Annotated in this window: 19 protein-coding genes; 9 read left to right on the top strand and 10 right to left on the bottom strand. The window is 60.9% G+C overall.

The features are described 5' to 3' along the window. Positions 1–299: 299 nt before the first annotated feature. The 7 genes from pknB to PMX21_RS06085 all read right to left on the bottom strand — a co-directional run bounded on the left by pknB (position 300) and on the right by PMX21_RS06085 (position 11,335). Positions 300–2,237: a Stk1 family PASTA domain-containing Ser/Thr kinase gene (gene pknB, locus PMX21_RS06115; RefSeq protein ID WP_271758684.1), complete on the bottom strand. Its 1,938-nt coding sequence runs from the start codon at positions 2,235–2,237 to the stop codon at positions 300–302. A gap of 132 nt (positions 2,238–2,369) precedes the next feature. Then, positions 2,370–5,240, bottom strand: coding sequence for an FtsW/RodA/SpoVE family cell cycle protein (locus tag PMX21_RS06110; RefSeq protein WP_271758682.1), 2,871 nt, complete (start codon positions 5,238–5,240; stop codon positions 2,370–2,372). A gap of 16 nt (positions 5,241–5,256) precedes the next feature. Next, positions 5,257–7,191, bottom strand: a complete 1,935-nt coding sequence (locus PMX21_RS06105; protein ID WP_271758680.1) for a Stp1/IreP family PP2C-type Ser/Thr phosphatase — start codon at positions 7,189–7,191, stop codon at positions 5,257–5,259. Further along, entirely contained in the window at positions 7,188–7,604 is a 417-nt protein-coding gene (locus PMX21_RS06100; protein ID WP_006235180.1) for an FHA domain-containing protein, read from the bottom strand. Before PMX21_RS06100 ends, PMX21_RS06105 begins: the two co-directional genes overlap by 4 nt. Before the next feature lie 6 nt (positions 7,605–7,610). After that, positions 7,611–8,624 (bottom strand): FhaA domain-containing protein, encoded by a 1,014-nt coding sequence (locus PMX21_RS06095; RefSeq protein ID WP_035136732.1) that lies wholly within the window; start codon positions 8,622–8,624, stop codon positions 7,611–7,613. After that, positions 8,621–10,474 (bottom strand): serine/threonine-protein kinase, encoded by a 1,854-nt coding sequence (locus PMX21_RS06090; protein WP_271758678.1) that lies wholly within the window; start codon positions 10,472–10,474, stop codon positions 8,621–8,623. The genes PMX21_RS06095 and PMX21_RS06090 overlap by 4 nt, the downstream gene beginning before the upstream one ends. A gap of 144 nt (positions 10,475–10,618) precedes the next feature. Continuing rightward, positions 10,619–11,335, bottom strand: coding sequence for a hypothetical protein (locus tag PMX21_RS06085; RefSeq protein WP_271758676.1), 717 nt, complete (start codon positions 11,333–11,335; stop codon positions 10,619–10,621). A 115-nt stretch (positions 11,336–11,450) separates the two neighbouring features. On the opposite strand from PMX21_RS06085, the gene dnaX reads away from it, so the two are divergent. Next, positions 11,451–13,919 carry a DNA polymerase III subunit gamma/tau gene (gene dnaX, locus PMX21_RS06080; protein WP_271758674.1) on the top strand — a complete coding sequence of 823 codons (2,469 nt, stop codon included), beginning with the start codon at positions 11,451–11,453 and terminating at the stop codon, positions 13,917–13,919. A 21-nt stretch (positions 13,920–13,940) separates the two neighbouring features. On the opposite strand, the gene PMX21_RS06075 is transcribed toward dnaX, so the two are convergent. Next, entirely contained in the window at positions 13,941–14,414 is a 474-nt protein-coding gene (locus PMX21_RS06075) for a hypothetical protein (RefSeq protein WP_271758672.1), read from the bottom strand. A gap of 340 nt (positions 14,415–14,754) precedes the next feature. Between PMX21_RS06075 and PMX21_RS06070 the strand changes: the two genes are divergently transcribed. The 8 genes from PMX21_RS06070 (at position 14,755) to PMX21_RS06035 (ending at position 22,899) form a co-directional block, all read left to right on the top strand. Then, entirely contained in the window at positions 14,755–15,075 is a 321-nt protein-coding gene (locus PMX21_RS06070) for a YbaB/EbfC family nucleoid-associated protein (RefSeq protein WP_006235174.1), read from the top strand. A 13-nt stretch (positions 15,076–15,088) separates the two neighbouring features. Beyond that, positions 15,089–15,685, top strand: a complete 597-nt coding sequence (gene recR / locus PMX21_RS06065; RefSeq protein WP_006235173.1) for a recombination mediator RecR — start codon at positions 15,089–15,091, stop codon at positions 15,683–15,685. Between the two features lie 245 nt (positions 15,686–15,930). Beyond that, positions 15,931–16,836, top strand: coding sequence for a hypothetical protein (locus PMX21_RS06060; RefSeq protein WP_271758670.1), 906 nt, complete (start codon positions 15,931–15,933; stop codon positions 16,834–16,836). Beyond that, positions 16,833–17,726, top strand: a complete 894-nt coding sequence (locus tag PMX21_RS06055) for a protein kinase domain-containing protein (RefSeq protein WP_271758668.1) — start codon at positions 16,833–16,835, stop codon at positions 17,724–17,726. Before PMX21_RS06060 ends, PMX21_RS06055 begins: the two co-directional genes overlap by 4 nt. A gap of 1 nt (position 17,727) precedes the next feature. Beyond that, positions 17,728–18,546, top strand: coding sequence for a hypothetical protein (locus tag PMX21_RS06050; RefSeq protein WP_271758666.1), 819 nt, complete (start codon positions 17,728–17,730; stop codon positions 18,544–18,546). Between the two features lie 3 nt (positions 18,547–18,549). Next, positions 18,550–19,488, top strand: coding sequence for an FHA domain-containing protein (locus PMX21_RS06045; protein WP_118270928.1), 939 nt, complete (start codon positions 18,550–18,552; stop codon positions 19,486–19,488). 1,285 nt (positions 19,489–20,773) lie between these two features. Beyond that, positions 20,774–22,405: an ATP-binding cassette domain-containing protein gene (locus PMX21_RS06040; RefSeq protein WP_271758665.1), complete on the top strand. Its 1,632-nt coding sequence runs from the start codon at positions 20,774–20,776 to the stop codon at positions 22,403–22,405. 368 nt (positions 22,406–22,773) lie between these two features. Then, on the top strand, positions 22,774–22,899 hold the full coding sequence (locus PMX21_RS06035) for a hypothetical protein (protein WP_255413194.1): 126 nt from the start codon (positions 22,774–22,776) through the stop codon (positions 22,897–22,899). A 389-nt stretch (positions 22,900–23,288) separates the two neighbouring features. Here PMX21_RS06035 and PMX21_RS06030 read toward each other — a convergent pair whose 3' ends face one another. Continuing rightward, entirely contained in the window at positions 23,289–23,468 is a 180-nt protein-coding gene (locus PMX21_RS06030; protein WP_147324165.1) for a hypothetical protein, read from the bottom strand. A gap of 30 nt (positions 23,469–23,498) precedes the next feature. Next, a complete protein-coding gene (locus tag PMX21_RS06025) occupies positions 23,499–23,702 on the bottom strand; it encodes a hypothetical protein (protein ID WP_124785779.1) in 204 nt (67 codons plus the stop codon). Between the last annotated feature and the right edge of the window lie 98 nt (positions 23,703–23,800).

The raw sequence follows: 23,800 nt of genomic DNA, 5'->3' as shown, positions 1-23,800 counted from the left end.
AGATTCTAGGACGAAGGCCGTTCTTCGTTAAACGGGCGCTAGGGCGCCGCCCTTACACCAACATTTTCGACGCGATCTCCTAAAGCGGGTGCCGACGGTTCGAATCCGCTCGGGGGCACCAGAGATTTATTGAGCCCGGTACCGCCATGGTGCCGGGCTCTTCTGGTTTAAAGCCGCGTTCATCCATGGGCGGCAATCCCACATCAAAAGAAAAGCGCCCGCTTGCTGGGGGAGCAAGCGGGCGCTTCTGAGCGAATGTGTTTGCGGTCTAAGCCGCTCGGAGCAACAAGCGATCGACGTTAGTTGCTAGACTCGGAGTCGTCGCCGGAACCGGAGATGGAAACCGTCAGCGTGATCGTGCTATCGGTGGACTGCTTGCCGGTGGGGGAGACACCCGTAACGGTGGCGTTTTCGTTGCCGCTCACGGGGTTGCCGTTCTGATCGCAGAATGCGATGTTGTAGAAACCGGCGTTGTTGAGCGCGGTGACGGCGGCGGAGATGCTCTTGCCGTACAGGTTGCCCGGGACGCTGGCCTTGCCGGACTTCTTGGCGATGACGACGGTGATCGTGGCACCGGGCTTCTGCTTGCCGCTGGGGTTCCAGCTAATTACGGTGCCCTCGGTAACCGAGTCGTTTTCCTGGTAGCTCACGTCGACGCCAAAGCCAGCCATGTCGAGAGCGTTGCGCGCCTGGGCCTCGGTCATGTCGGTCAGATCGGGCACCGAGGTGGTGTCCGGGCCGCCAGAGACCTTGTACGAGATAGTCGTGCCCTTCTCGACCTCCTTGCCGGCAGCAGTGCTCTGCTCAAAGACCTGGCCCTCTTCGGCCTCATTGGCTTCCTCCGAAGCGCTGCCCTTCAGGCCCACGCTTGCCAGTGCGGCCTCGGCCTGGTCCTTGGTCAGGCCGAGGAGCTGCGGAACCTCAACCTTCTCGGAGGGCTTAGGGCCCTTGGAGATTACCAGGTTCACCCTCGTGCCCTTGGCCTTCTTGGTGTTGCCGTTGGGGGTCTGCTCGGCGACCTTTCCCTCGTCGACATCGTCGTTGTAGCTTTGGTCGACGGTGCCAACCTCAAGGCCGGCTTCCTTGATCAGCTCAATAGCGGTCTCCTGGTCCTTGCCCAGCACGTCGGGCACCGTGACCTGTTCGCCACTGAACATGCCCGTGGCAAAGGCCACCACCACGCCAATCACGGCGACGGCGGCAATCACGGCGGCGATGATCTTGTTCTTGTTGGACTTAGGCTTCTCGACCTCGTAGGAGCCCGTGGAGCCCGAGACAGCGCTACGGGCGGTATTCTGACCGCTCACGCCCGAGACGGGACGAACCATAGCGCGCGTTGAGTCGGAAAGCTCGCGGGTCTTGGTGGCACCCAGGTCGCCGGCGGCACCGATGATGCGCGTGGGCTCCGAGACGTTGACGGCACGGCCGGACAGGTAGCTGTTGAGCACCTGGCGCAGCTCGTCGGCCGTCTGGAAGCGGTTTGCCGGGTCCTTCTCCATGCACTTGAGGATGATGCGCTCCAGGTCGGCATCGACGCCGGAGTTGATCTGGCTCGGCGGGATGGGGAGCTCGTTGACCTGCTTGAGCGCGACCGAGATGGCGTCGTCGCCGTCAAAGGGTACGCGGCCGGTGGCACACTCGTACATGACGACACCCAGCGAGTAGATATCCGAGGTGGGGCCGAGGTCCTGGCCGCGGGTCTGCTCGGGGCTTACATAGTGGGCGGTGCCCAGCACGTTGTTATCCTGCGTGAGGTGGCTGTTCTTGGCGCGTGCGATGCCAAAATCCATTACCTTGATGTTGCCGTCAGGCAGCACCATGATGTTTTGCGGCTTAATGTCGCGGTGGATGATCTCGTGCTTGTGTGCGACCGAAAGCGCGGAGCTGATCTGCGAGCCGATCTGCGCGACCTTCTTGGGATCGAGGGCGCCGTGGCTCTTGATGCCGCTCTTAAGGTCGGTACCGCGCAGGTACTCCATGACGATGTAATAGGTGTCGCCGTCCTTGCCCCAGTCGTAGACGCCCACGATATAGGGGGAGGACAGGCCGGCAGCTGCCTGGGCCTCCTGCTTAAAGCGGGCGGCGAAGGTGGCGTCGCCGGCATACTGCGGCAGCATGATCTTGACGGCAACCGTGCGGTCGAGGACCTGATCCTGTGCACGGAAGACGGTCGCCATACCGCCCGTTCCCACCTTATCCTTAAGGAGGTATCTTCCCCCGAGGACCCTCTGTTCCATTCCTGCTCCTAACATAACTATTCGCTCAACGATGTGTGTAGTACCAAATGTGTGGCCGCTGGGGCCGTGTGGCGCGTTGCCGCTAACTCTTCGGCCGCGGCGCGCCTCGGGTGTCCGATTCAATCATGGGCATCACGCTCCCTGTGCGGCAAGCGCCGCAGTCAGGACGATACCGGCGATTTTGGCGGCCTTGACGTCATGCTTGTCGTAATCCTCCAGGGCCACCGAGATGGCGACCGTGGGTGAATCGTAAGGTGCAAAGCCAACGAACATCGAGTTGACGTTGGTGCCGCCGGTCTCGGCCGAGCCGGTCTTGCCGGCGACCTTGACGCCGGGGATTTGGGCATCGGTGCCGGTGCCGGACTGGACGACGGCAAGCATGGCCTGCTTGACCTGGTCGGCCGTGGCGGAGCTGACGGCCTGACCCAGCGAGCGGGGCTGCGTGGTCTTGACCACGGTTCCGTCCGGGGCGAGTACCTGGGCTACAAAGTACGGGTCCATGACCACGCCGCTGTTAGCGATGGCGGCGGCAATCACGGCGTTTTGCATGACGGTGGTCTGCGGGCCGGGCGTGTGGTCCATGCCGACAGGCTGGCCGGCGCCGGCCCAGGCGGTCTCCCACTCGGTCATGAGCGACGGGTCGGCCATGATGGAGGCCGCGGAGGTCAGGTCTTGGCCGAGCTTTTGGCCGTAGCCAAAGGCGTTGGCAAACTGTACGAGCGTGTTTGCGCCAACTTCGTTTGCCACCTGGCCAAAGACGACGTTGGAGGACACGGCAAAGGCCTGCTGCAGGCTGATGGTGCCGTAGCTCTCGTTGGCATAGTTGGTGACCGGTGCGTTGCCGATGTCCATGGAGTCGGGCGCCTGGTAGGTGCTGGTAAGGCTGGCGGTGCCGGTCTCGAGTGCCGCGGAAAGCGTAACGACCTTAAACGTTGAGCCCGGCGTGTACAGCGCGTCCATGGCGCGATTGTACATGGAGCCGTCCTCGCCGCCGCCCGTCTGCAGCAGGGCATCGATGTTGGTGTTGTCATAGGTGGGCGAGCTGGCACATGCGAGCACCGCGCCGGTACGCGGGTCGATGACCACTACAGCGCCCTTAAAGCCCTTGAGTGCCTGCTCGGCCGCCGTCTGGATGCGCGAGTCGATGGTGAGCTTGGCGGTGTTGCCCGGCTGGGTCTGGCCCGCGAGCGACGCGATGGCGTTGTTCCAGCTGGAGTAGTCCTTAGAACCGGTGAGCGTGTCGTTCATGACGCTCTCGATGGCGGTGGTGCCATACTGCTGACTCACGTAGCCAACCACGTGCGCTGCCAGGTTACCGTTGGGGTAGGAGCGTACGTAGGTGCCGTCCTCCTGCTGCAGCGACTCGGCCAGCGTCACGCCGTCGGACGTGATGATGGAGCCGCGCTGGATGTACTTGGAGCGGGCGATGGTGTGGTTGTTGGTCGGCATGTCCTGATAGTCCTTGGCCTTGATGACCTGGACATAGGTGAGGTTGCCGATAAGGATGGCGAACAGCGCCGTAAAGGCGAGCACCGCGCGGGTTAGACGGTTGGCGAGCGCCACGCGGCCGAGCACACCGGATTCAGGCGTGTCGAGCAGGCGACGACGCATGCGCGAGCCGACGGAATGGCTGCCGCTGCCGTAGGAAGACGAGGTGGCAAAGCGCGTGCCCGTCGGGGCGGCGGCCGATGCGACCTGATCATCGGTGATGGCGGCCATGGTGCCGGTGCCGGTAAGCTCGGCCTCGCGTCCGGTCGCCTCGTCACCGGCGCGCAGCAGGAGCGCGACGATGATAAAGCTTGCCAGCAGCGAGGAGCCGCCCTGGCTCATAAAGGGCAGAGTGACGCCGGTCAGCGGGATCAGGCGGGTGACGCCGCCCACGATCAAGAAGGCCTGGAAGCTGATGGCTGCCGTAAGACCGGTGGCGCTAAAGGCGGCGAGGTCGGATTTAGCGCGGGCAGCTGTGGTGAGGCCACGCACGGCAAAGAGCATAAACAGGATGAGCACGGCGCCGCCGCCCAAAAGGCCCATCTCCTCGCCAATGGCCGAGAAGATAAAGTCGGACTCGACGACAGGGATGTTGTTGGCCATGCCGTTGCCGATGCCAACACCGACCAGGCCGCCATCGGCAAGCGAGAAGAGCGACTGGACGATCTGGTAGCCCTGGCCCTGGGCGTCCTTAAACGGATCGACCCAAACCTGGAAACGCACCTGAACGTGCGACAGGAACTTGTAGGCGCCCACGGCTCCGACAGCTAAGAGCGCAAGGCCGATAACGACATACGAAAAGCGCCCCGTGGCAACGTAGAGCATCAGCAAGAAGATGGTGTAGAACAGCACGGCCGAACCCAGGTCGCGTTCGAAGACGACGACGAGCAGGCACACACCCCACACGGCAAACAGCGGCAGCAGCAGTCGCAGGCGAGGGATCTTAAAGCCCAGAATCTTGCGGTTGGAGATGGAGAGCAGCTCGCGGTTCTCGGCCAGGTAGCCGGCCAGGAACAGGACGATAAAGACCTTGGCGAACTCGCCGGGCTGGATGGTAAAGCCCGCGATGCGAATCCACAGCTTGGAGCCCGAGATCGTGGTGCCGATAAAGATAGGCAGCATCAGCAGAATGATGCCGATGATGCCAAAGGTGTACTTGTAGCGCATGACCACGTCGAGGTTTTTGACTAGTGCAAGCGTTCCCACCATGAGCGCCACCGAGACAAACAGGATGATGAGCTGTGAGATGGCGAGAGCGGGGGCGAGGCGCGTCACGAACGTGATGCCGATGCCCGAAAGTATAAATACGATGGGCAGGATGGCGGGGTCGGCACCGGGCGCCAAGATGCGCACGGCAATGTGGGCCGCGGCAAAGGCGGCAAAGAGGCCGATCGGTACGGCGAGCGTCTCAAAGGAGATGGCAGCGCCCGCGGTGAGGACGTACATCGCATACAGCAGGATGACGGGGAACGCCGAGGCGATGAGCAAGAGCAGCTCGGTGTTGCGGCGACTCATAAGCGGCACTCCCTTTCTAATTCTTATCGGAGGCTTCGGCCTCGGCGGACTGTTCGGCGGTTTTCTCGGAATCTGATTCGGAGGTCGATCCCTGATTGGTGTTGTCGCGAATCGTTTGCGCGTCGATCACCTGGCGGGTCTGCTCCTCGTCGATCTGGTGGCGGTACTTGGATATCGTGTCCTGCGCATCGTCGACACTTGTTTGCGGAATGCCCGCCTTGAGGCGGTTTTGCGTGTCTTCGGGCAGGTCGGACAGCTTGATGCTGGTTTCGCTTTCGAGCCAGTGGAGCTTGAGTCCGAGTGGCTTGCCGGGCAGGCCGCGCCAGACGGCGACATTGCCCTGGTAGGTACCCAGGTAGTACGAGCCGGTGACACCCGTGTAGGCCCAGATGCCAGCTGCTAGCACAAAGACGAGGGCCAGGATGGCGGCGATAGTAACATTGCGGCGACGCACGCGTTGCGCCTCGCGCATAACGCCATCGTCAACCAGGTCAACGACTACTACGGTTACGTTGTCGTGGCCGCCGGCGGCAAGCGCCGCGTCCACTAGGTTGTCGACGCAGATTTGCGCGGTTGAGGACTGCGTGGCGATGTTCTCGATATCGCTATCGGGAATCATGCTCGAGAGGCCGTCGGAGCACAGGATCAGGCGGTCGCCTTCCTCGATATGCAGAGTGAAGTGGTCGGCATACATGGCGGGGTCCGAGCCCAGCGCGCGGGTGATGACCGAACGGTTGGGGTGGACGCGAGCCTCGTCTGCCGTGATCTCGCCGGCGTCCACGAGCTCCTCCACGTAGGAGTGGTCGCGGGTCACGCGGATGAGCGTGCCCTCGTGGAGCAGATAGGCGCGAGAGTCGCCCACGTGGGCGATGGCGAGCGTGTCGTTTTCGATGTAGGCGCAGGTGGCTGTGCAGCCCATGCCGGGCTTGCCCAGGCCGTTCAGGGCCGCCTCGATTACGGCGGCGTTGGCTGCCTCGACGGATGCGGCCAGGCGTGCTGCGTCGGCGGACTGTGGGGCCGTCTTGGCTATAGTCTCGACGGCGATAGAAGAGGCTACCTCGCCGGCGGCGTGACCACCCATGCCGTCGCATACGCAAAAGAGCGGCGACTGCACCAGGTAGGAATCCTCATTGTGCGGGCGCACACAGCCAACGTCGGAGCGGGCGCCCCACATGAGTTGCGTGGTGGTGCCGGCATCATAGGTCGAGTCGGTCTCGATGCGCTCCTCGGTTAGGGGTTCAAAGCTCATGGTCGAGCCGGGGTCTTTGAGTTTGGCCTCAACGGCGGCAACGTCGATTTCGGCTGTGTCACCGGGAGAGACGGTGTCGGTCTCGGCGTTTGATTCGGAATCGCCGGTGTCCGGGGAGTCGGGCTCCTCGGACACGCGGGCGGTCGACTCGTCATCTTGCGGGCTGACGTCTATAGGCTCGGGCGTCGCAAAGTGCGACGGCGCGGGCGTGTTTTGCGACTGGGCGGCGGGCTCGGCCACGGCATCGGACTCGCTTGCGGGCGCAGGCTGCGGGGTCTTGGGTGCAGGGCCGTCCTCGGGGGATGTCCCCGCCTCGGGCGCCGGCGTAGACGCGGGCGCAACCTCGGATGCCGGGGCTATGGGAAACGCCGGCGCGGCGGGCTCGGGTGCCGCAAACACCGCAGCGCTCTCGTTGATTGCCGCGGCGACGGGCTCTGCAAAGTGAGCCGGCGCCGGGGTTGCTTCGGGCGCTGTGGGCTGTTCCGCAGCATGTGCGCCGATGGGCGCCGCTACGGCATCCTCTTCGTCCTCGTTATCGGCGAGATCTGAAATATCATGCGTTACATGCGAAAGAGGCAGGGAGAACACGGTGTCCTCGGGCTCCACGGGTGTGGAGTCTGCCGGAGCGGCGTGGGCCGGTGCAGCTACGGCGGCAGCCGGTGCCTCGGTCATGGTTGCGGACTTGTTCTCCTCGTCGATCATCGACGGTTCACCTTCATGACCACGTCGCCAATCTGGACTTCGTCGCCCTCACGCAGCGTCGCGGGCTCCACGAGCTGGCGGCCGTTGACGAGCGTGCCGTTAAGCGAGTTGAGGTCCTCGATGATGAGCGCCGGGCCCTGCAGCGAAAAGCGCGCATGCGAGGCCGAGACAAACGGCTCGTTGATGCAGATGTCCGAAGATGGCGAGCGGCCGACGATGACGGGGCCGAGCATGTCTACGTGGATGCCGCGGATGCCGCGCGGACCCTTGTCCACATCAATCGTCCAGATAGCCGAGTCACGGCGCTGCCCGCGCACGAGTCCCACGCCGGTCTTCATGACGGCGAACAGGAAGATATAGAGCAGGGCGACCAGGACGATGCGGCCTGCAAAAAGGACGATATCGATGTTCATAAGCGACTATCCCCTAAATTCAAAGGTGCTCAGGCCAAACGTCAGCAAATCGCCGTTGCGCAGCGGGCAGCGCGTAATGCGGCGGTTGTTGACGAGCGTGCCGTTGGTGGAATTGAGGTCCTCGATCGACCAATCCGAGCCCGTAAAGGTGAGCTGGGCGTGGCGGCGCGACACGTTGGGGTCGCGCAGGGCAATGTCGGAAACCGAGCGCTCGCGACCGATGGTCACCTGTGCGGAGGTGATGCTATGGCTCTCGCCGCTCACGACGTCGACGAGCTGGGCGAGCGGGCGCTGCGGGGCGCGAGTGCTCGCCATGTTGGAGGCGATGCCGGCTGCGGCACCTAGGCCCACGGCGGCACCGGTCGCGGCGGCTCCGCCCATGCCGGCAAGCGCGTCGCGCGAGACGGTCTGCGGCACCGGGATGGGTGCGGCGGCGGGGTCGGGGACGCTAGGCGCGAAGGGGTCTGCCACGGCAAGCGGGTCGGGAGCGGCGGCGCGAGGCGTCGGCTGCTGCTGGGGCATGGCGGCGGGGCGCTGCTGCTGCGGGGCGGCAAACTGCTGCTGGCCGGCGCGCGGGGCGCTGGCGGCACGGCTTGCCGCGGAGTTGTTCTGGCCCAGGCCGTTCTGATAGGCGCGCTCTTCTTCGTACAGGCGGCCGAGCGTGGGGGCATCGACGTTCTCGGCAAAGACCGAGAACTTGCCGGCGCGCAGCTGCGGATCGATCATAAAGCGCACGAGGGGCTCGCCGACAAAGACATAGCGGCGCTTTTCGGCCTGCGCCTTCACGAACTCGCGGACCTCGCGCGAAAGCTCGGGGTAGAACGGGGCGAGCATGGGATCGTCGTCGGCGGCGATAAGGATGGTATAGAGTGCCGGCGCCGTGTTGACGCCGTTGATCACCAGAGTCTGATCCTCCATGTCGCGAGCGGCCTGCTTGGCAAGCTTCTTAAAGGAGAACGGGGCACGGGTGGCACCGAAGATGCCGGCCACGTGGTCCTCGAAGATGTTCAGGAAGTTCACGAAAGATCACTCTCCGTATAGGTTCTTTGGTATCCGAGCAAATATAGGCATATCCCAACGATTATAGAGGATAGGATTCCCGCAACCGCCGCCTTGGCGATGACCGCGGCTGCAAGGCTGGCAATTTCCATATGGTGTGCAAGACAGGACGCCGCTGCGCAGCCGATGCCGGTGACAGCGATGGCGGCGATTGCGGCAAGGTTTGAGCCCTGATCGGCACGCTTGGCATGGACATTGAGCAGCGCAGATGACGCCGCGGCAGTTGCCGCGACCAGCACAAAGGCAGCCCAAAGGAGCGGGTCTCCCAGCGCTGCAGCAACGTTACCGAGCCCCAGCACGCCTCCGGCTGAAAGCGCGACCGTGGCCAGACGGGCAAAAAGCGCGCCCATGCCCGTTGCCGCGGCGGCGCTTGCCGGGCCGAGCCAAAATGACGCGACGCCGGCGGCGACCCCAGCTGCTAGGAAGGTATTGCCGGTCAGACAGCCAAGCGCGAGTGCACAGGTGAGTGCGGCGCTCGCGGCAGCCTCGGTGCGACCCCAGGCGATCCACCAACCGGACATGGCGGCGGCAAAGATCACCGCGACGGGCAACATCGACAGGATGCCCTGCGCCTGCATGGTGGCGTTGGCCATGAGCACCAAAAAGCCCACAGCCGAGATGGCCGAGCCAATCTGGGGGGCCAGGCCAGCCGCCGCTCCGATTGCGATAGCCGCAATGACCAGGCCGGGAAGCGCCGCGACCCCGGCCGTTTGCATCAGCAAAAAGCTAAAGGTGCCGCACGTTAGCGCCGAGATAATGCGCATGGTGTAGTCGCGCGCATGGCTCCAGCGCGTGCCCGCCCAGCCGAGTGCGGGGTCGACCTCGATGGCGTCGTCCTCGTAGTGCGACGGCTCGATACCGTCGAGCTCCTGCTCGTCATCCGAAAGCTTGCCAACCATTTGCTCCAGGCTGCGACGGCCCTCGCGCACGCTGCCCAGACCGGCAAGGAGCTGGTCGCAAAATGCCTCGATGCTGTTGGGGCGGTCCTGCGGCATGGGGGAGAGCGCGCTCATGAGCGCGGCCTCGGCTCCCGGGGGAAAGTGTGGTATCAGCTCGCTGGGATAGGTGGCGCCGCCGATGATGCGGTCGAGCGAGTCGGCGGGCGTGGCCGCCATAAAGGGAGCGCTGCCGCACAGGCCCTCATAGATTACACAGGCGAGGGCAAAGACATCGGCGCGCTCATCGACCGTGCCGGTCTCGATATCGAGCTGCTCGGGCGGCATGTAGCCGATGGTGCCGCCGCGCGAGCAGCCAAAGCCACCGGCGGACGACAGTCGCGCCATGCCAAAGTCGGTGAGCTTTACATTGCCCGAGTGGTCGATGAGCACGTTGGCGGGCTTAATGTCCAGGTGGAGTACGCCATTGCTATGGGCGAAGGTGAGCGCCTGGCCCAGGGCATCGGCAATGGCCGCGGCCTCGCCAAAGGTAAGTGAGTGGCCGTCCACGCGGTGCAAAAACTCGGCAAGCGACATGCCATCGACATACTCCATAACCAGGTAGGCATAGGCTGTGTCGTGCGTAAAGTCGATGACCTGCACGATGTTGGGATGTTGAAGCATGGCGGCAGTGTGCGCCTCGCGCAGGACATCCATGATGTCGCTGGCGGGCATGCCGGCACCGTTGATAAGGGGGATGCGCTTAATGGCGACGCGGCGGCGCAGGTGCGTGTCGCGGCAGATCTCGATGGAGCCAAAACCGCCGGTCGCAAGTGTCTCGAGCGGCTGGTACCGCTTGAGCAGCTCGCGAGAGCTGGTGCCCTCCAAAGGAACGTCCGGCGAGAACCGGGCGGTATGTTGCGAGAAAAGCGGCATGGCCAACCCTCGTGCGTTTAAAGTTCGTTTGCGAGTGGCGGGCGCGGAGCCGAGCCGTTCGCGGTGGCATAGATGCTGCTAGTGTAGCACGCTCGGGTGCATGGGGAGGATAGCGGGATGCGAGGCTGCCTGTCTGGCTTGGCCTTAGCGCTTCTTCTTGTTCTTCTTCTGCTTGCGCTGCCTGCCCTTGGCCTCCTGGGGCTTGTCGCTCTGCTTGGCCTCGGCGGCGGCCTTCTCGGCCTTCATTTTCTTCTTCTTGGTCTCGATGCGGAGTTTTTTGTTGATGCGCGCCTTAAGGAAGGGGCCGAACTGTTCGGCATCGCCACGGACGAAGGTGTCCTTGGGGATCGTCACGCCCTGGTCGGCGAACATGGCCACAAAGATGCGCTCGCCGTCGAGCACGTGGTCGAGCTTGTCAAACGGGAAGAACTGCGACTTGCCGCTCTTGCCCCAAACCATCAGGCCGTCTTCGTTGGCGGCGACGCGGCGATAGCGGCCACCCATGGACTCGTCGGCCTCGACGGCGTCGATAAAGTCGCCGGCGAGGGTGTGGTGCAGGTTTTTGCTCCACCAGGCCAAAAAGGCGCCGAATACGATCAGCACGACGCCAAACTTGATCCAGTTGCCGCCGGCCACCAGCATGCCGATGCCGATGAGCGCGGCAATCGCGGCGGCGACATACAGCGAGCCACGGCGCCTGGGCGAGGCGACCAGGCGCGCAAAGTCGGTGACCAGGTCGTTTTCGTACTGGTACTCGTTGAGGTACAGGATGCCGTCGTCGGCTGCGGCCTGCTCCTCGAGCGCGACCTCGACCTGGTCGGCTGCTTCGGAGGGAACGAGGTTGCTCTCTGCGTCTGCCATGCTCTTTGGACTCCTATCGCGGCGGGCTCGCCGTACGGGTTATTATGAATGCAGTATGCCGTGCGACCGCATGGCCGTCGCGGCAACAAGACTCAGTATACCCGGGGGAGCACCCATGGAATCGTTGTACCGAAAGTATCGCCCGCTCACCTTCGACTCCGTGGTGGGCCAGCAGCATATCGTCTCGACGCTCGAGCACGCCATCACCGAGGGGCGCCTGTCCCACGCGTACCTATTCTGCGGACCGCGCGGCACGGGCAAGACCACCATGGCGCGCATTCTGGCCAAGGCACTGCTGTGTCGCAATGCCGAGGCGGCGCGCGCCGAGGGTGCAAGCGGCTGCTTGCCCGACGGTACTTGCGAGGAGTGCGAGCTCATCGCCGAGGGCAACCACCCGGATGTCTACGAGCTCGATGCCGCAAGCCGTACCGGCGTGGACAACGTGCGCGAGGAGATCATCAACTCCGTCAACTTTGCCCCGGTGCGCGGCAAGTACAAGATCTATATCATCGACGAGGTCCACATGCTCACGACGGCGGCGTTCAACGCGCTGCTCAAGACGCTTGAGGAGCCGCCGGCGCACGTGATCTTTGTGCTGTGCACCACCGACCCGCAAAAGATTCTGGAGACCATCCTCTCGCGCTGCCAGCGTTTCGATTTCCATCGCATCGGCAACGAGGATATCGAGTATCGCTTGGCATACGTGTGCGAGCAGGAGGGCTTCGATTACGACGACGAGGCGCTGGCTATCGTGGCGCGCCATGCCAAGGGCGGCATGCGCGACGCGCTGTCCACGCTGGAGCAGCTGAGCGTCTTTGGCAACGGTTCTGTGCATGCGGACGACGCCCGCTCGCTTTTGGGCGAGGTTTCGGACCAGATCCTGGGCGAGTTTTCCCGCGCCATTGCCGATCGCGATGTTGCCGAGCTCTATGGACTGATTCGTGTGCAGGTCGAGGAGGGCAATGACCTGCTTGAGCTGACGCGCGACCTGGTGGCGCATGTGCGTGACGTGTACGTTGCCTGCGTTGCCGGTGCCCGTGCCGAGCTGTTTGAGGGCGGCTCGGAGCAGGCCGAGGCGCTTGCTGCCGAGGCTGCTGCCTTTGGCGAGCATCCTGCCGACCGCCTGGCCCGCGTGCTGACGGTGCTCGACGATGCCGCACTGGAGATGAGGGGCGCGAGCGACGTGCGCCTGGTGCTCGAGATTGCCTGCACGCGTCTGGCGCGTCCCGAGGCTGATTTAACGATTGAGGCATTGGCCGAGCGCGTGGCACGTCTGGAGGCCATGGTTGCCAACGGCGCCGTGCCGGCGAGCGTGGCTGCTGCTCAGGCCGCCGCGCCTGCAGCATCCGTACCCGCTGCTGCCCAACAGCCGACGCTCATTTCGGGCGCCCGTGCTGCCGCTCCGGCGGCATCCGCTGCCCCTGCTGCTACGTCCGCGCGCCAGGGTGGCATGCCTTGGGACCGCGGAGCTGCTGTTCCGACTGCCCAGCCTGCGCCCCGTTCTGCGTCCGTGTCAGCCTCCAAGCCTGCAGCGCCTGCGCCTCAGCCCGTTGCGGCCCCCGCGCCTGCCACCGCTCCGGCACCTAAGCCCCAGTCCAACAATGCCGCCCAGGTTGCCGCCGCCGGTGCTGCCGAGACGCCCGCGGTCGAGGATGCCGGAGAGCTGCAGCGCAAATGGGCCGAGGTTGTCGAGCGCGTCAAGGCGCGTCAGGCTTCCTACGCAGGGCTTTTGCTCAACGCCCGCGCCACGGCCGACGACGGCTCCAAGCTCACGGTCTCGTTCCCCGCGGGTTCGACTTTTGCCATTAAGATGCTCGGTCGCGCCGATACGCAGTCGGTGGTCCTGCCGACGGTCTGCGCGGTTTTCGGTCGTCGCACCGTCGACTATGTCCTGGATGGGGGTGGCACGCCGGCTCCTCAACATGAGGAGCATTCTCCATCTGCACGGGCTGCGGTATCTGCGGACCCGCAACCCGTGTCCTCGGTGCCCCCTGCATCCTCGAGCGCCAGCGCGACGCAGCCAAAAGCGGCGCCGGTAGCGGCACCGACCCCGTCGGCGCCTGAACCCGCTGCGCCCAAACCGGCTGCTCCGATCCCCGCGCCCAAGTCCGCTGCCGCGCCTGCGCCCAAGTCATCCGACCTGGCCAAGGCCCCTTGGCTGCGCTCCGACAACCCTGCCGGTGCTCCTGCCACGGGCAAGCTCCCGACCGAGCCCGCGCCCCGAGCGCCCGAGCGCGCGTCCGTCCCCATGGCTCAGCCGCCTGCGCAGGCTGCGCCATGGGAATCCGAGCAGGTGCCCTACGACGATGCTATGGTCGGTGGTTTTGCTGCCGATGCCGGCGGGGACGATCTGCCCCCGTTCGACGTGCCGGGTGCGGCGTCCGCGACCAAGGCCGCTGCTGTGGCACCCGCAGCCTCTGCAAACGACGACGTCCCCGCCGCTCCCTGGGAATCCAATCCCGGTGCTGGCAGCCCCTTCGGCCATCAGGGCGCAGCCCCGAGCATCCCGCAGACCGAGGACGAGGCCAAGGCCCTCATCCGCAGCGTCTTTGGCCAGGCCACCATCTTCAAGCCGGTGGAGTAGCTGCGCAGGCGGGTATACTGCTCAAGAAGAGGACCCCTTGTCCGGGCGCATCTGTATTTCGGACATGTGTAGTGTGGTGCCGCGTATGTCGCATTTGAGCAGACAGGTGCGTGACGGTCGGCCTAGGATGCTGAGGTCGATACGATACGTCGCATGGCTGTCCGTGTACTCGACTTGCTCGGCGTTAATGGTTGCTCCGATTGCCAAATAAACGCCTAGCTCGGCATCGACAATCTTGAAGTCCTTTATCTTGACCTTGAACTCTTGATAGAGGGACGGGCTGTTGTAGTAGACGGTTCGGGTTCCGTCGGTGCACTCATCGGTCGTCTCCCATTTGACGACGGGCTGGTCCGAGCTGGCTATCAGCAGTTCTGCTCCAAAAGCTATGGCATGGGTGATGACAACCAGCAATGCCCAGCCGACAAAGAGATAGAGAACAAAATATGCAGCGGGGTGTTTTGAGCGGATGTTTTGGAGCGCGTCGGGGGCATTCATGGGGTACCTCCAAATTGCTATCTATGGCAATCAAATTATACCCCACCGTCATGAGCGCCACCTCGAGTGGTGGCTCGGCATTTAGCCATTTAGTGGTACGCATTAAATGTCGGATTCCGGCTCTACTAGATTGAGTGTGCGATATTATGCAACCTTGCATAATTCGACCTTGCATAATCTTTGAGTGCGGTTTGTATTGGAGGACATGTATATCGACTGAGGTAACACGTCCGCCCCGCTCTCTCGCCGCGCGCCGTGGTACGATTTTTGAGTTTGAAAGTCCCGCCGTGCTCCGGCTGCCCTTGCAGCTCGGCGTGCGGCCGCACGTAAAGGAGCCATCATGGCCGGTATGAACATGCAGCAGATGATGAAGCAGGCTCGCAAGATGCAGGAGCAGCTTGCCGCCGCGCAGGAGAACCTCAAGTCCCAGACCGTCGACGCCTCTGCCGGCGGCGGCATGGTCAAGGTGACCGTTAACGGCGAGATGGAGCTCGTCAACCTCACCATCGATCCCGATGCGCTCGATCCCGAGGACGTCGATATGCTGCAGGATATGATCATGGCTGCCGTCAACGAGGCCGTCCGCGGCGTCAACGAGCTCGCCAACAAGCAGATGGGCGCCATCACCGGCGGCCTCAACATCCCGGGCATGCCGTTCTAAGACACATATATAAATGAGTGCAAATCACAGTCTGCAAAAACTGCTCGATGAACTGGGCCGTCTGCCGGGCATTGGTCCCAAGTCGGCCCAGCGTATCGCCTATTACCTGCTCGAGGCCGATGCCGAGGAGGCCCGCCGCCTGGCCGAGGCCATCCTGGAGGTCAAGCAGGAGGTCCACTTTTGCAGTCGTTGCTTTAACTACGCCACGGCCGATGAGTGCTCCATCTGCCAGGACCCGATGCGCGACACCACTCGCATTTGCGTTGTGGGCGAGCCGCGCGACGTCCAGGCGATCGAGCGCACGGGCAGCTACCACGGCCTCTACCACGTATTGGGCGGTGTGATCAGCCCCATGGACAAGATTGGTCCCGAGCAGTTGCACATCCGCGAGCTGCTGGCACGCTTGGGCCACGAGGACATCCACGAGGTCATCATCGCCACCAACCCCAATATTGAGGGCGAGACCACGGCGAGCTACCTGGCCCGCACTATCAAGCCGCTGGGCGTCGAGGTATCGCGTCTGGCAAGCGGCCTTCCCGTGGGCGGCGACCTGGAGTATGCCGACGAGCTTACGCTTGGGCGCGCCATCGAGGCCCGTCGCGCGATTTAGGTGGCGAGCCTGCTCCTGCCGTATGTTTTCCTCGCGACGCACGGGGTAGTCATAATTTCCCCGTGCGACTGTGAGTTTGTTGTGCAACAAAGATGCTTCGTATCCGCTTATCGCATGGATGCTTCCGCTCGCATCCTTAATTTGCCCATTCGTTGCGCAACCTTTTGGGTTCGCTGATACACTCAAATATGGATTCGAATGAATGCGCCGCTCCCGAGCGGCGTGTTTTTGTTGGAGGAGAACGCATGCGGCCCGGTGGCACTCAGACAAAGCGCGGCGCCGCGGTGCGCATACGACGCCGACTGGGCTTGGCGCCGCGGGCGTACGCACTGCTATCGTGCTCGCTGGTGCTGGTCATAGCTGGCGTTTCTGCCTATGGCATGACCGTGCCGTCCATGATGCAGGCGCATGCCGCACGCGAGCCGCGCGTTGGGCATGAGGTCAAAAGCGATCTGGGCACCACGACTGGATATGCTTGGGCAAGTGTGGTCGGGCATATTGTGTTTGGCACCGACGATGCGGACGGCGCCGAGGCCCCGGACAACGAAGTCACGCTTGCCAATGGCAAAACCATCGTGCTCACCAACACCAAGATCATCGATCGGTTGTCCAACAATAGCGCGGCGGCAACGGTGAATAAGGTCGAGCAGCAAAAGGAGCAGGACGCCCAGCAGTCCGGAAAGCCCGGTAGCTCGGATACTTCTGGCTCCGGCTCGGGTTCATCGAGTTCGGGCGGCGGCTCTGGGTCGGGTTCCTCTACCGGAGGGTCTGGAAACGGCGGCCCGATGGGCGGCAACACTGACAACGATGCAAACTCCGGTGGCCTTTCCGCTGCCGAGGAAGAGAGCATTCACAGTTGGCTTGTGACCAAGTACAACATGCTCGACGGCTATGTTTCTCGTGCCAATGACGTGGTCTCGACCTATAACTCTACGGGAGATCCCAGACCGTGCGACAGCCTGGTCGGGGAGATGTTTGTCATTCGAGCCGAGTTCGGTCGTCAGACATTCTCGCCCCGGTCAAAGTGGTATCAGCAGTATGCCAATCTGTGGGGCTGTTACACCAACCTATGTCAATGGGTCGGCCATTACGGCGATGATGACGTCGCGCTCGGTAACTTCAACAATAACGTGGCGGCGCTTGCCCTATGATGACCGATCTTGCATCCACCACACCACAATCGCTCGGTCGCGATCCCATGGTCGGCCTGCGCCTGGCGCGTGTCGACGGGTTTGAGCCGGCCATTGCGCTCGGTCAGGACGAACTGCCTGCCTATCTGCGTCGTTTTACGATGCTGTTTGCCGACGATGCCACCATGCGCCGTGGCGGTATCGGCCGCGTGACGCGTGCCGTCAACGCCCAAGGCGAGGCCGTGGCACTCAAGCAGCTCATCTTGCCGACGCGCGATGAGTTTGACGACGATGCCGCTCACGAGGCGCTGGTCGCCAAGTTCAAGGCGGCGTTTCGCGAGGAATACGAATGCCATCGCGCCCTTTCGGGCCTTAAGGGCTTTCCCCGCCTCTATGGCTGGGGCGAGGTCGACGGTGTGCCTGCAATTGTCATGGAATGGGTCGAGGGCGAGACGCTTGCCCGCTTGCGTTCGCGACTCGCCGTGGACGATGCCGGACGCCTGTCGCCGCTTGTGGCGGCGCGTCTGGGTCGCGACCTGTTCGATCTGCTCTGCCGTATGAGCCTGGTGGGTGAGGGCTTTGTCCATCGCGATATCTCGCCCGCTAATATTATGGTGCGTGCGGCGCGTCTGCCGCTTGACCGGCAGCTTGCCGAGGGCACCTTTGACCTGTGCCTGATCGACTTTGGCTCGTCGCTGGCGCTCGAGCCTGCGTCGGCCGTGGCCGGTACCGGCGGCAAGGCGTCGTTTACGGAGCGCTATGCCACGCTGCGTCGCGCCATACGAAGCCGCGCCGAGCACTTCGGGCACCTCGGGTTCGCGCAAAAAGACGCGCGACATCGCGAGCCCCTACCGTCTCAAAATGGACACACGGCCCGACTATCCCATTGGTGCCCATGCGCCCGGTTGTGATTTGACTCAACTGCTTCGTCGTGAGCCCGATGTGGCGCTCGCCGCGGCCGAGCAGGCCCAGCAGCTAGGGCTTGAGCCGGATTCCGAAGAGCTACGCGATGCGCTGGCGTTTGTCGATGCCCAGCTGTTCGACGTGGTGATGGCCTGTCTGTCCAGCCATCAAAAAGATCGTCCCGAGCCGGCGGCGGTCGAGGCGGCGCTCTCGGCGTTTTGTGACCACTATGCGCAAAATGTCGGTCGTTCGCTCCGCGGCGAGCCGCTCACGCCGTGCCCCATGGATGCGTCTGGCCGCGCGGTTCGTCGCGCGCTGATGGTCGGCGCGACGGTCGTCTGTGGCGTGGTTTGGGCTGTGGTCGTGGTTTCGGCCGCGCTGCTGGCGTCGGGCGCTCGCGTGACGGCGACTTTGGGATCGCTCGTGTGGTCTGGGTCGCTACCGGGTATTATTGCCGCACTGGCGTTGGCGCTGCCAGGCATAGCCGGCGTTGCCGCGGGGGCACTTGCGCGCGATCGGCGCTCGGGGTTCCTACAGGGTGTGCTCGCGCTTTCTGCCTGCGAGGTTCCGGTGCTGGTTGTGGCTGCATGTAGCGTATTTTCCCAACGCGCCGTGACGGGCGGCCTTGTTGCCGCTCTGGTTGCAACCTATACGCTTACGTGGTTTTTGCTTGCGATGGGCTTTGCCTTTGAACTTCCCGTTTCGGCACCGCGACGCACAAAAGCCCAGATGGCGACTCCGCTTGCCGGTGGAGCCGCAGCTGCCCGTACTTTTGGCGGACCTGTCGAAGTATCGTCCGATTCTATTTCTACGACCAAGGAGGCCTAGGTCATGGCATCTCAAGTTGAGCTCACCCCATGCGGGGCCATGTTTGACATCTTTAAGCGCGCGGCGCATCTGAGCCATATCGAGCTGTGCGGCTTGGTGCTTTCGTCCCGTCCGCTCGCCGACGGCCGCAGCCCGCAGAGCCGAGCCGCCGATCGCTCTTGGGTTTCCCGCTTTATCGTTCGCGCGCCGGTCGGCACGCTTCAGCAGCGCTACTTTGCCGAATACGGTACCTCGGCTGCGCGTATTATGTCACAACTGGCTCTGCGCCAGCGCAATCCCATGGACTCCACGGCTGTGATCAATATGGTGTGCGGTCCTGCAGGTGAACCGATGGTACGCGCGCTCGAAGAGTGCCACCAGGACACGAATCTCTATCGCAACGCGCTCGATCGCCTGTCCCAGGCGGCGGAACTCATGCCCGCCGAGCGCGCCGAGGCCGTGCTGGTGCTGTTTGTCGCCGTCGGTTGTTCGGCGGATGTGCGGTCCTCGGTGAACTATGCCATCGACTACGCACACGCGACCTGTGGCGGAGGCACATCCACGCCGCGTTCGCTTGGCATGTCGCTGACTGCGGGCGAACGCGAACCCGCCCCGGCGCACCCCTTGGGCTTGCTGCGCGTGCAAAACAGTTTTGTCGTGAGCGCCCCGCGCTGGATTCAGCCGAGTGAGCAGGGTGTTGAGATTGGCGCGCTGGCCACTGGTGAGGGCGATATTACCGACGTCGGCGACGATGTCTCGGCCCGCCATGCCCATATCTGGTGCGATGCTCAAAATATCTGGCACGTCGAGGACTTGTCGTCCACCAACGGAACCGTGGTGGTAAACGGGGCCACGCGCGTCTGCATTCAGGTCGAGCCCGGCCGTTCCGCCCAACTCAATCCCGGCGACGAGCTCAAGCTCGGCGAATCCACTACCTACGCCATCCTCTTCGGTGCCCTCTAGCCGGCAGTTAGGGACGTTCCTTTTCTGCCGGCTGGGGACACTTCTCTGCGCGCCAGAGCCGGTCGCCTGGGGATGGAGAGGCCATTTTGGCCCTTGGCGGTCAGTCGGGGCGAAACTAGAAGATCTTTCCGATTCGCGGCTGTTCATGCTTGTAGAGCATCTAAAACAATAGGATGTTATTCTGGAATATGCCTGGTGCGTGAACTTGCCTGTCTTAGCCTTAAAAAGGTATAGGGGAGTTTGGCTCAGGGGTTCCGTCTTGTTCTTCAGCGCAGTATTGTGGGACAGATTTGCTAAGATTGGCGCCTTACACCGCAGAGCGCACGGAAGGCTCTCGATTTGTGTTCTGGTCCCAGAATACAGGGCCTGATACTTACCAACTGTGGCATGGATGTAACATCTGTAGAAATCAACCCTTTTGTTGTCGACCTTTGTAAGAAGAACACTGCCATCAACTCTTTGGATGACGAAACTAGGGTGCTTGAGGGGAGCCTTTACTCCCCTCTGTGAGATGACTCATGTTTTTCGCTTGTCGTTGTGAATCCTCCGTTACTGCCGATTCCGGATGAGATTCCTTATCCCTTCGTTGGGGATGGGGGACAATCGGGTCTGGATATAACACTTCATATTCTTAAGGGTGGCGATACGCATTTAGAGGAAAACACTAAATACTGCTAATAGGGGTGACGACGATGGCGTAGGGGCGACCCACGATGCTCGCATCAATACGTCGGCTACTTGGGGAATCAGGTCTAGATGCATGTATGATGATACTGTGCAGCTATTCAATTAGTCCGCGTTCCGAATGGGTGCGGGGTATGGCGGCGACGTCGTATGCTTTTGCCCTGGCGCGATACTCAGGTATTTCTGAGGCGGTTGACGAAGTTTATACGCGCTATGCCGCGCAAGGCGTCCGGAAGTTTGCACATCTACATTACGGGCTTAGGTTTCTTCAAGCGAGCAGGCTGGTTGCGTTATTATGAGCGATTTTTCTAGTCTAGGCGACAAAAGGCAAAGGATTTGGTGGGTGTAAAACGAGGTCGTTTGCGGGCGGACGCTCCAATCTATTGTGGCAATCGGGCGGTTGAAAAAGATATTTCAATCGCCCGATTGCCAGATTCGTCGGAGGAGATGTCCGATTCCGACTCTCTTGTAGGAAGAGCTTGAGACCGTATTGGCCCAAGGCAATCTTAAAGCAGTCTCATTGGCAAATCTTCGCTCCTGTTGTGTTGAGGTGTAAGGTATCAGTGATTGATGTTTTGTGGCGGGTAGATTGGGGCCTTCCTTGATTCGATGCGTTCTCTCGAGGTTCATCAGAGCAAAAGGGGCTTTCGTCTTCATTGCTATCACGGTGATTGGAACCGCTCTCTCCTATGCTATGCCATACGTGAACGGAAAATTTTTAGATTTTCTTCTCGGTAACCGCAGCGAAAGAGACGCCGCACTCTTCGCACTCCTGGTTGCGTCAATAGGAGTTTTCTCCACCCTCTTTACTTATTTTGCAGGAACACTTTCCATTCGCATAAGCACGAGACTTTCCTTTGATCTTCTCAGGGAGGCCGTCTTGCGTTTTGAAAGAGACGATTACTTGGTGAGTCGGACCATCGATCCAGCCTATACAACGCAACGGATTATTTCCGACTCCAGCGTGGTCTCATCCTTCGTTTTGGCGAATTTCATCAGTGCGCCGCTGTCCATTGTAGCTATTCCCATCGTATTGCTTATCATATGGTCAATTGATTCAACTCTCGCGGTGTTTTCCATCATTCTCCTCATCGTGTATTTCTGTGTAATTACTGGGTTGAGGAAACTTTTGTATAGGGTCACGTATGAGAAGAAAGAGGCGGACAGCGCCTTTTACGCCGCAATTGCATCGCAGCTTAATCAGATTCTCAACATTCAACTGGCATCTTCGTACGGCAAGAGCGAACAAGCGCTCGACGCTGGGTTTAAGAGCTATTTTCCCAAAGTTTTGCGCTCCGGAAAGCTATCATATTCTCTGACATCGCTCGATGGTCTTTTCGCAGCGTTGTTTCAAGCGGTGATACTTGTTGTTTCCGGAGTACGAATCATTAACGGAACTATGTCAATAGGCGAGTACACTATCATCGGTACATACTTCGCGGTTCTCTTTAAGACTTTGAAAAGTATGATGTCATTGTTCAAATCCTATCAGGACGCCAAAGCATCATGGGATAGGACGGCTATCGCGACGAGGGAAAAGGCGAGATCGGGGTGGAATCGGACCGATTTGGCGAAACTTGATGGAATAAATGACATTTCGGTATCTGATTTGGAATTCTCGGTTGCCCTTCCAGACGGATCTGTCCGAGGGGTCCTCGGCGGGTTTTCTTTCAAGTTTTCCGGTCCTGGTACATATTGCATAGTTGGGGAGAACGGAAGGGGCAAGACATCGCTTCTTTACTTGATGCTCGGGCTATATTCATCGAAAGGCAAAGTAAAATACAACGGTGTGCCAATCGAAGAATGCGACTTGGATTACATACGTGCGAGAGAGATATCGTGCTGCCCACAGTCGTGCTTCGCGCCGGACGAAACGGTGAAAGAGCTGTTAGAGTATTTCGACACGCCCTTTTCTCCCTATCACCGGGGTGTAGATGACCTACCTTCGCTGGAAAACAGCGTGAAGGAGTTGCTCGGGAAACGTTGCTCCGCGCTTTCGGGCGGTGAGTTGCGCCGCGTGTACTTATGGTCGGCGATTTCACGCAAGTCGTCAGTTTTGGTGCTCGACGAGCCCACGACTGGGTTAGACGCTGTAAGCCGCGCCGAGCTTGCGGCCTATGTTAAGCGCAACAAGCAAAGCCAGCTGATCATCATTGTCTCTCACGATGACGAGATGGTCGGCGCGGTAGAAGGGGTAGTGGATTTAGGCAGCATGTACCGGGGTAAATGCTGACAAGTGTAGTGCTACCCAACTGACAGAGATAACAAAAAAGCGATGCAGATGCACGTAGCATTCAGTCGGTTCGGACTCGGTGCCTTCACGCCATCGCAACGCTTTCAGATATAGTTCTCATTCTCTTACTAAAGGAAACTTTAGTCTACGTTGTCTTGTCGAGACAGAGGTGAAGCGAAGTGTTGTCGCGACGTATCTTATTCCAGGTGGCTCAGTATCATCGTGAGAATCACACCAAAGTGTACTTACAATTCTCGTGTCCCACGGACAACATGAGCTGAGCATTGAGGTTCCACCCTTTGCTGCAACTACACGGGGTTGGACGGCAATGAATATGCCGGGCCGCATGCCACGCGCAGCGGGGGTCCATGCCCCAGTATGTTGCCTACAGCAGCCTCGATGTCCACGCACACATCATCTCTGCCTTCGTGTTCAATCCGTTTGCCGGAGAGTGCGAGGGTTACAAGGCCGTAGAATACGAGCCGAACAAATGAAATGCGGTATCGACGCATAGGATTAAACTGACGATTGCTTTGCACCGAAAATACGCCCGGAAAGCCGCTATGGGTGGCGGCCCGGGCTAAATTGAGAGGCCCGTCCGATCACTTTCATGTGACGAACGGTCGGGCTTCTTATTCCACTTGCCAATGCTCGGCTCATATTGGAAGAAAGCTACGCTAATGTTTGCGTGACACTCCTATTTTCTCCGAAGAAAGAGTCGGATAATGAAGAATAGAATTAAAAAAGGTGCCAGATATAACGCAAGTATAAAGGCTAATCCAACGAGACCTTGCAATAATGGCATAACTCCTCCCAGACACGAGATTTTGGTATTTGTTCCCATCTTATTCTGAATTGGACCAAATAGTTCCTAGCCACAAAACTACTCGTCAACTGGATCGCACCAATCTGCTGGCAAAACACAGCTTGATTCTTTATCGACATAGCACCAATCCGCAACAGGGCACTCGGCGATGTCGTAAAAATTGCATATATCAACTCCAAGACAACAAGGCTCAACGGGAGGATGTTCATTTGAACCAACAGGATGGATATGCTTCATAACAGCTCCTCACCTTAATCCAATTAGAGACTACGTTTGATCAATGCCACAGTGATCTACAACGCAGATGCTGCCGCCATCCATGTCATAGTCGCAGTAATCGTATGCACCACAGCCATCTGCTTTATCATAAACAGTACAGATGTCAGTAATGCCCAAGAGGCAGTCAAAAGACATCGGCTTCACGCCTGCCTCGTCGCCACTTCCTGGATTAATCGGATGAATATGCTTCACGACTACCTCCCTTTGAGTGCAGAAAAACCTCAATATTGTGTATAACAAACCAAGATGTCTAGTTCACCATATTTCTAGAATGGTTTCGGCGAACGTAG

The sequence above is a fragment of the Collinsella aerofaciens genome (genome assembly GCF_028209885.1).
In the GTDB taxonomy this organism is placed as follows: domain Bacteria; phylum Actinomycetota; class Coriobacteriia; order Coriobacteriales; family Coriobacteriaceae; genus Collinsella; species Collinsella aerofaciens_BA.
Note: the sequence above shows the minus strand (reverse complement) of the source record. Positions and strands in the feature narration are given on the sequence as shown.

Coding starts and splice junctions, on each gene's coding strand:
- PMX21_RS06045 (WP_118270928.1), top strand. CDS start 18,550: ATGGCATCTCAAGTTGAGCTCACCCCATGCGGGGCCATGTTTGACATC.
- PMX21_RS06075 (WP_271758672.1), bottom strand. CDS start 14,414: ATGAATGCCCCCGACGCGCTCCAAAACATCCGCTCAAAACACCCCGCT.
- PMX21_RS06100 (WP_006235180.1), bottom strand. CDS start 7,604: ATGAACATCGATATCGTCCTTTTTGCAGGCCGCATCGTCCTGGTCGCC.
- PMX21_RS06070 (WP_006235174.1), top strand. CDS start 14,755: ATGGCCGGTATGAACATGCAGCAGATGATGAAGCAGGCTCGCAAGATG.
- PMX21_RS06055 (WP_271758668.1), top strand. CDS start 16,833: ATGATGACCGATCTTGCATCCACCACACCACAATCGCTCGGTCGCGAT.
- PMX21_RS06030 (WP_147324165.1), bottom strand. CDS start 23,468: ATGAAGCATATCCATCCTGTTGGTTCAAATGAACATCCTCCCGTTGAG.
- PMX21_RS06105 (WP_271758680.1), bottom strand. CDS start 7,191: ATGATCGACGAGGAGAACAAGTCCGCAACCATGACCGAGGCACCGGCT.
- PMX21_RS06085 (WP_271758676.1), bottom strand. CDS start 11,335: ATGGCAGACGCAGAGAGCAACCTCGTTCCCTCCGAAGCAGCCGACCAG.
- PMX21_RS06110 (WP_271758682.1), bottom strand. CDS start 5,240: ATGAGTCGCCGCAACACCGAGCTGCTCTTGCTCATCGCCTCGGCGTTC.
- PMX21_RS06060 (WP_271758670.1), top strand. CDS start 15,931: ATGCGGCCCGGTGGCACTCAGACAAAGCGCGGCGCCGCGGTGCGCATA.
- PMX21_RS06035 (WP_255413194.1), top strand. CDS start 22,774: ATGCCCCAGTATGTTGCCTACAGCAGCCTCGATGTCCACGCACACATC.
- recR (WP_006235173.1), top strand. CDS start 15,089: ATGAGTGCAAATCACAGTCTGCAAAAACTGCTCGATGAACTGGGCCGT.
- PMX21_RS06090 (WP_271758678.1), bottom strand. CDS start 10,474: ATGCCGCTTTTCTCGCAACATACCGCCCGGTTCTCGCCGGACGTTCCT.
- pknB (WP_271758684.1), bottom strand. CDS start 2,237: ATGGAACAGAGGGTCCTCGGGGGAAGATACCTCCTTAAGGATAAGGTG.
- dnaX (WP_271758674.1), top strand. CDS start 11,451: ATGGAATCGTTGTACCGAAAGTATCGCCCGCTCACCTTCGACTCCGTG.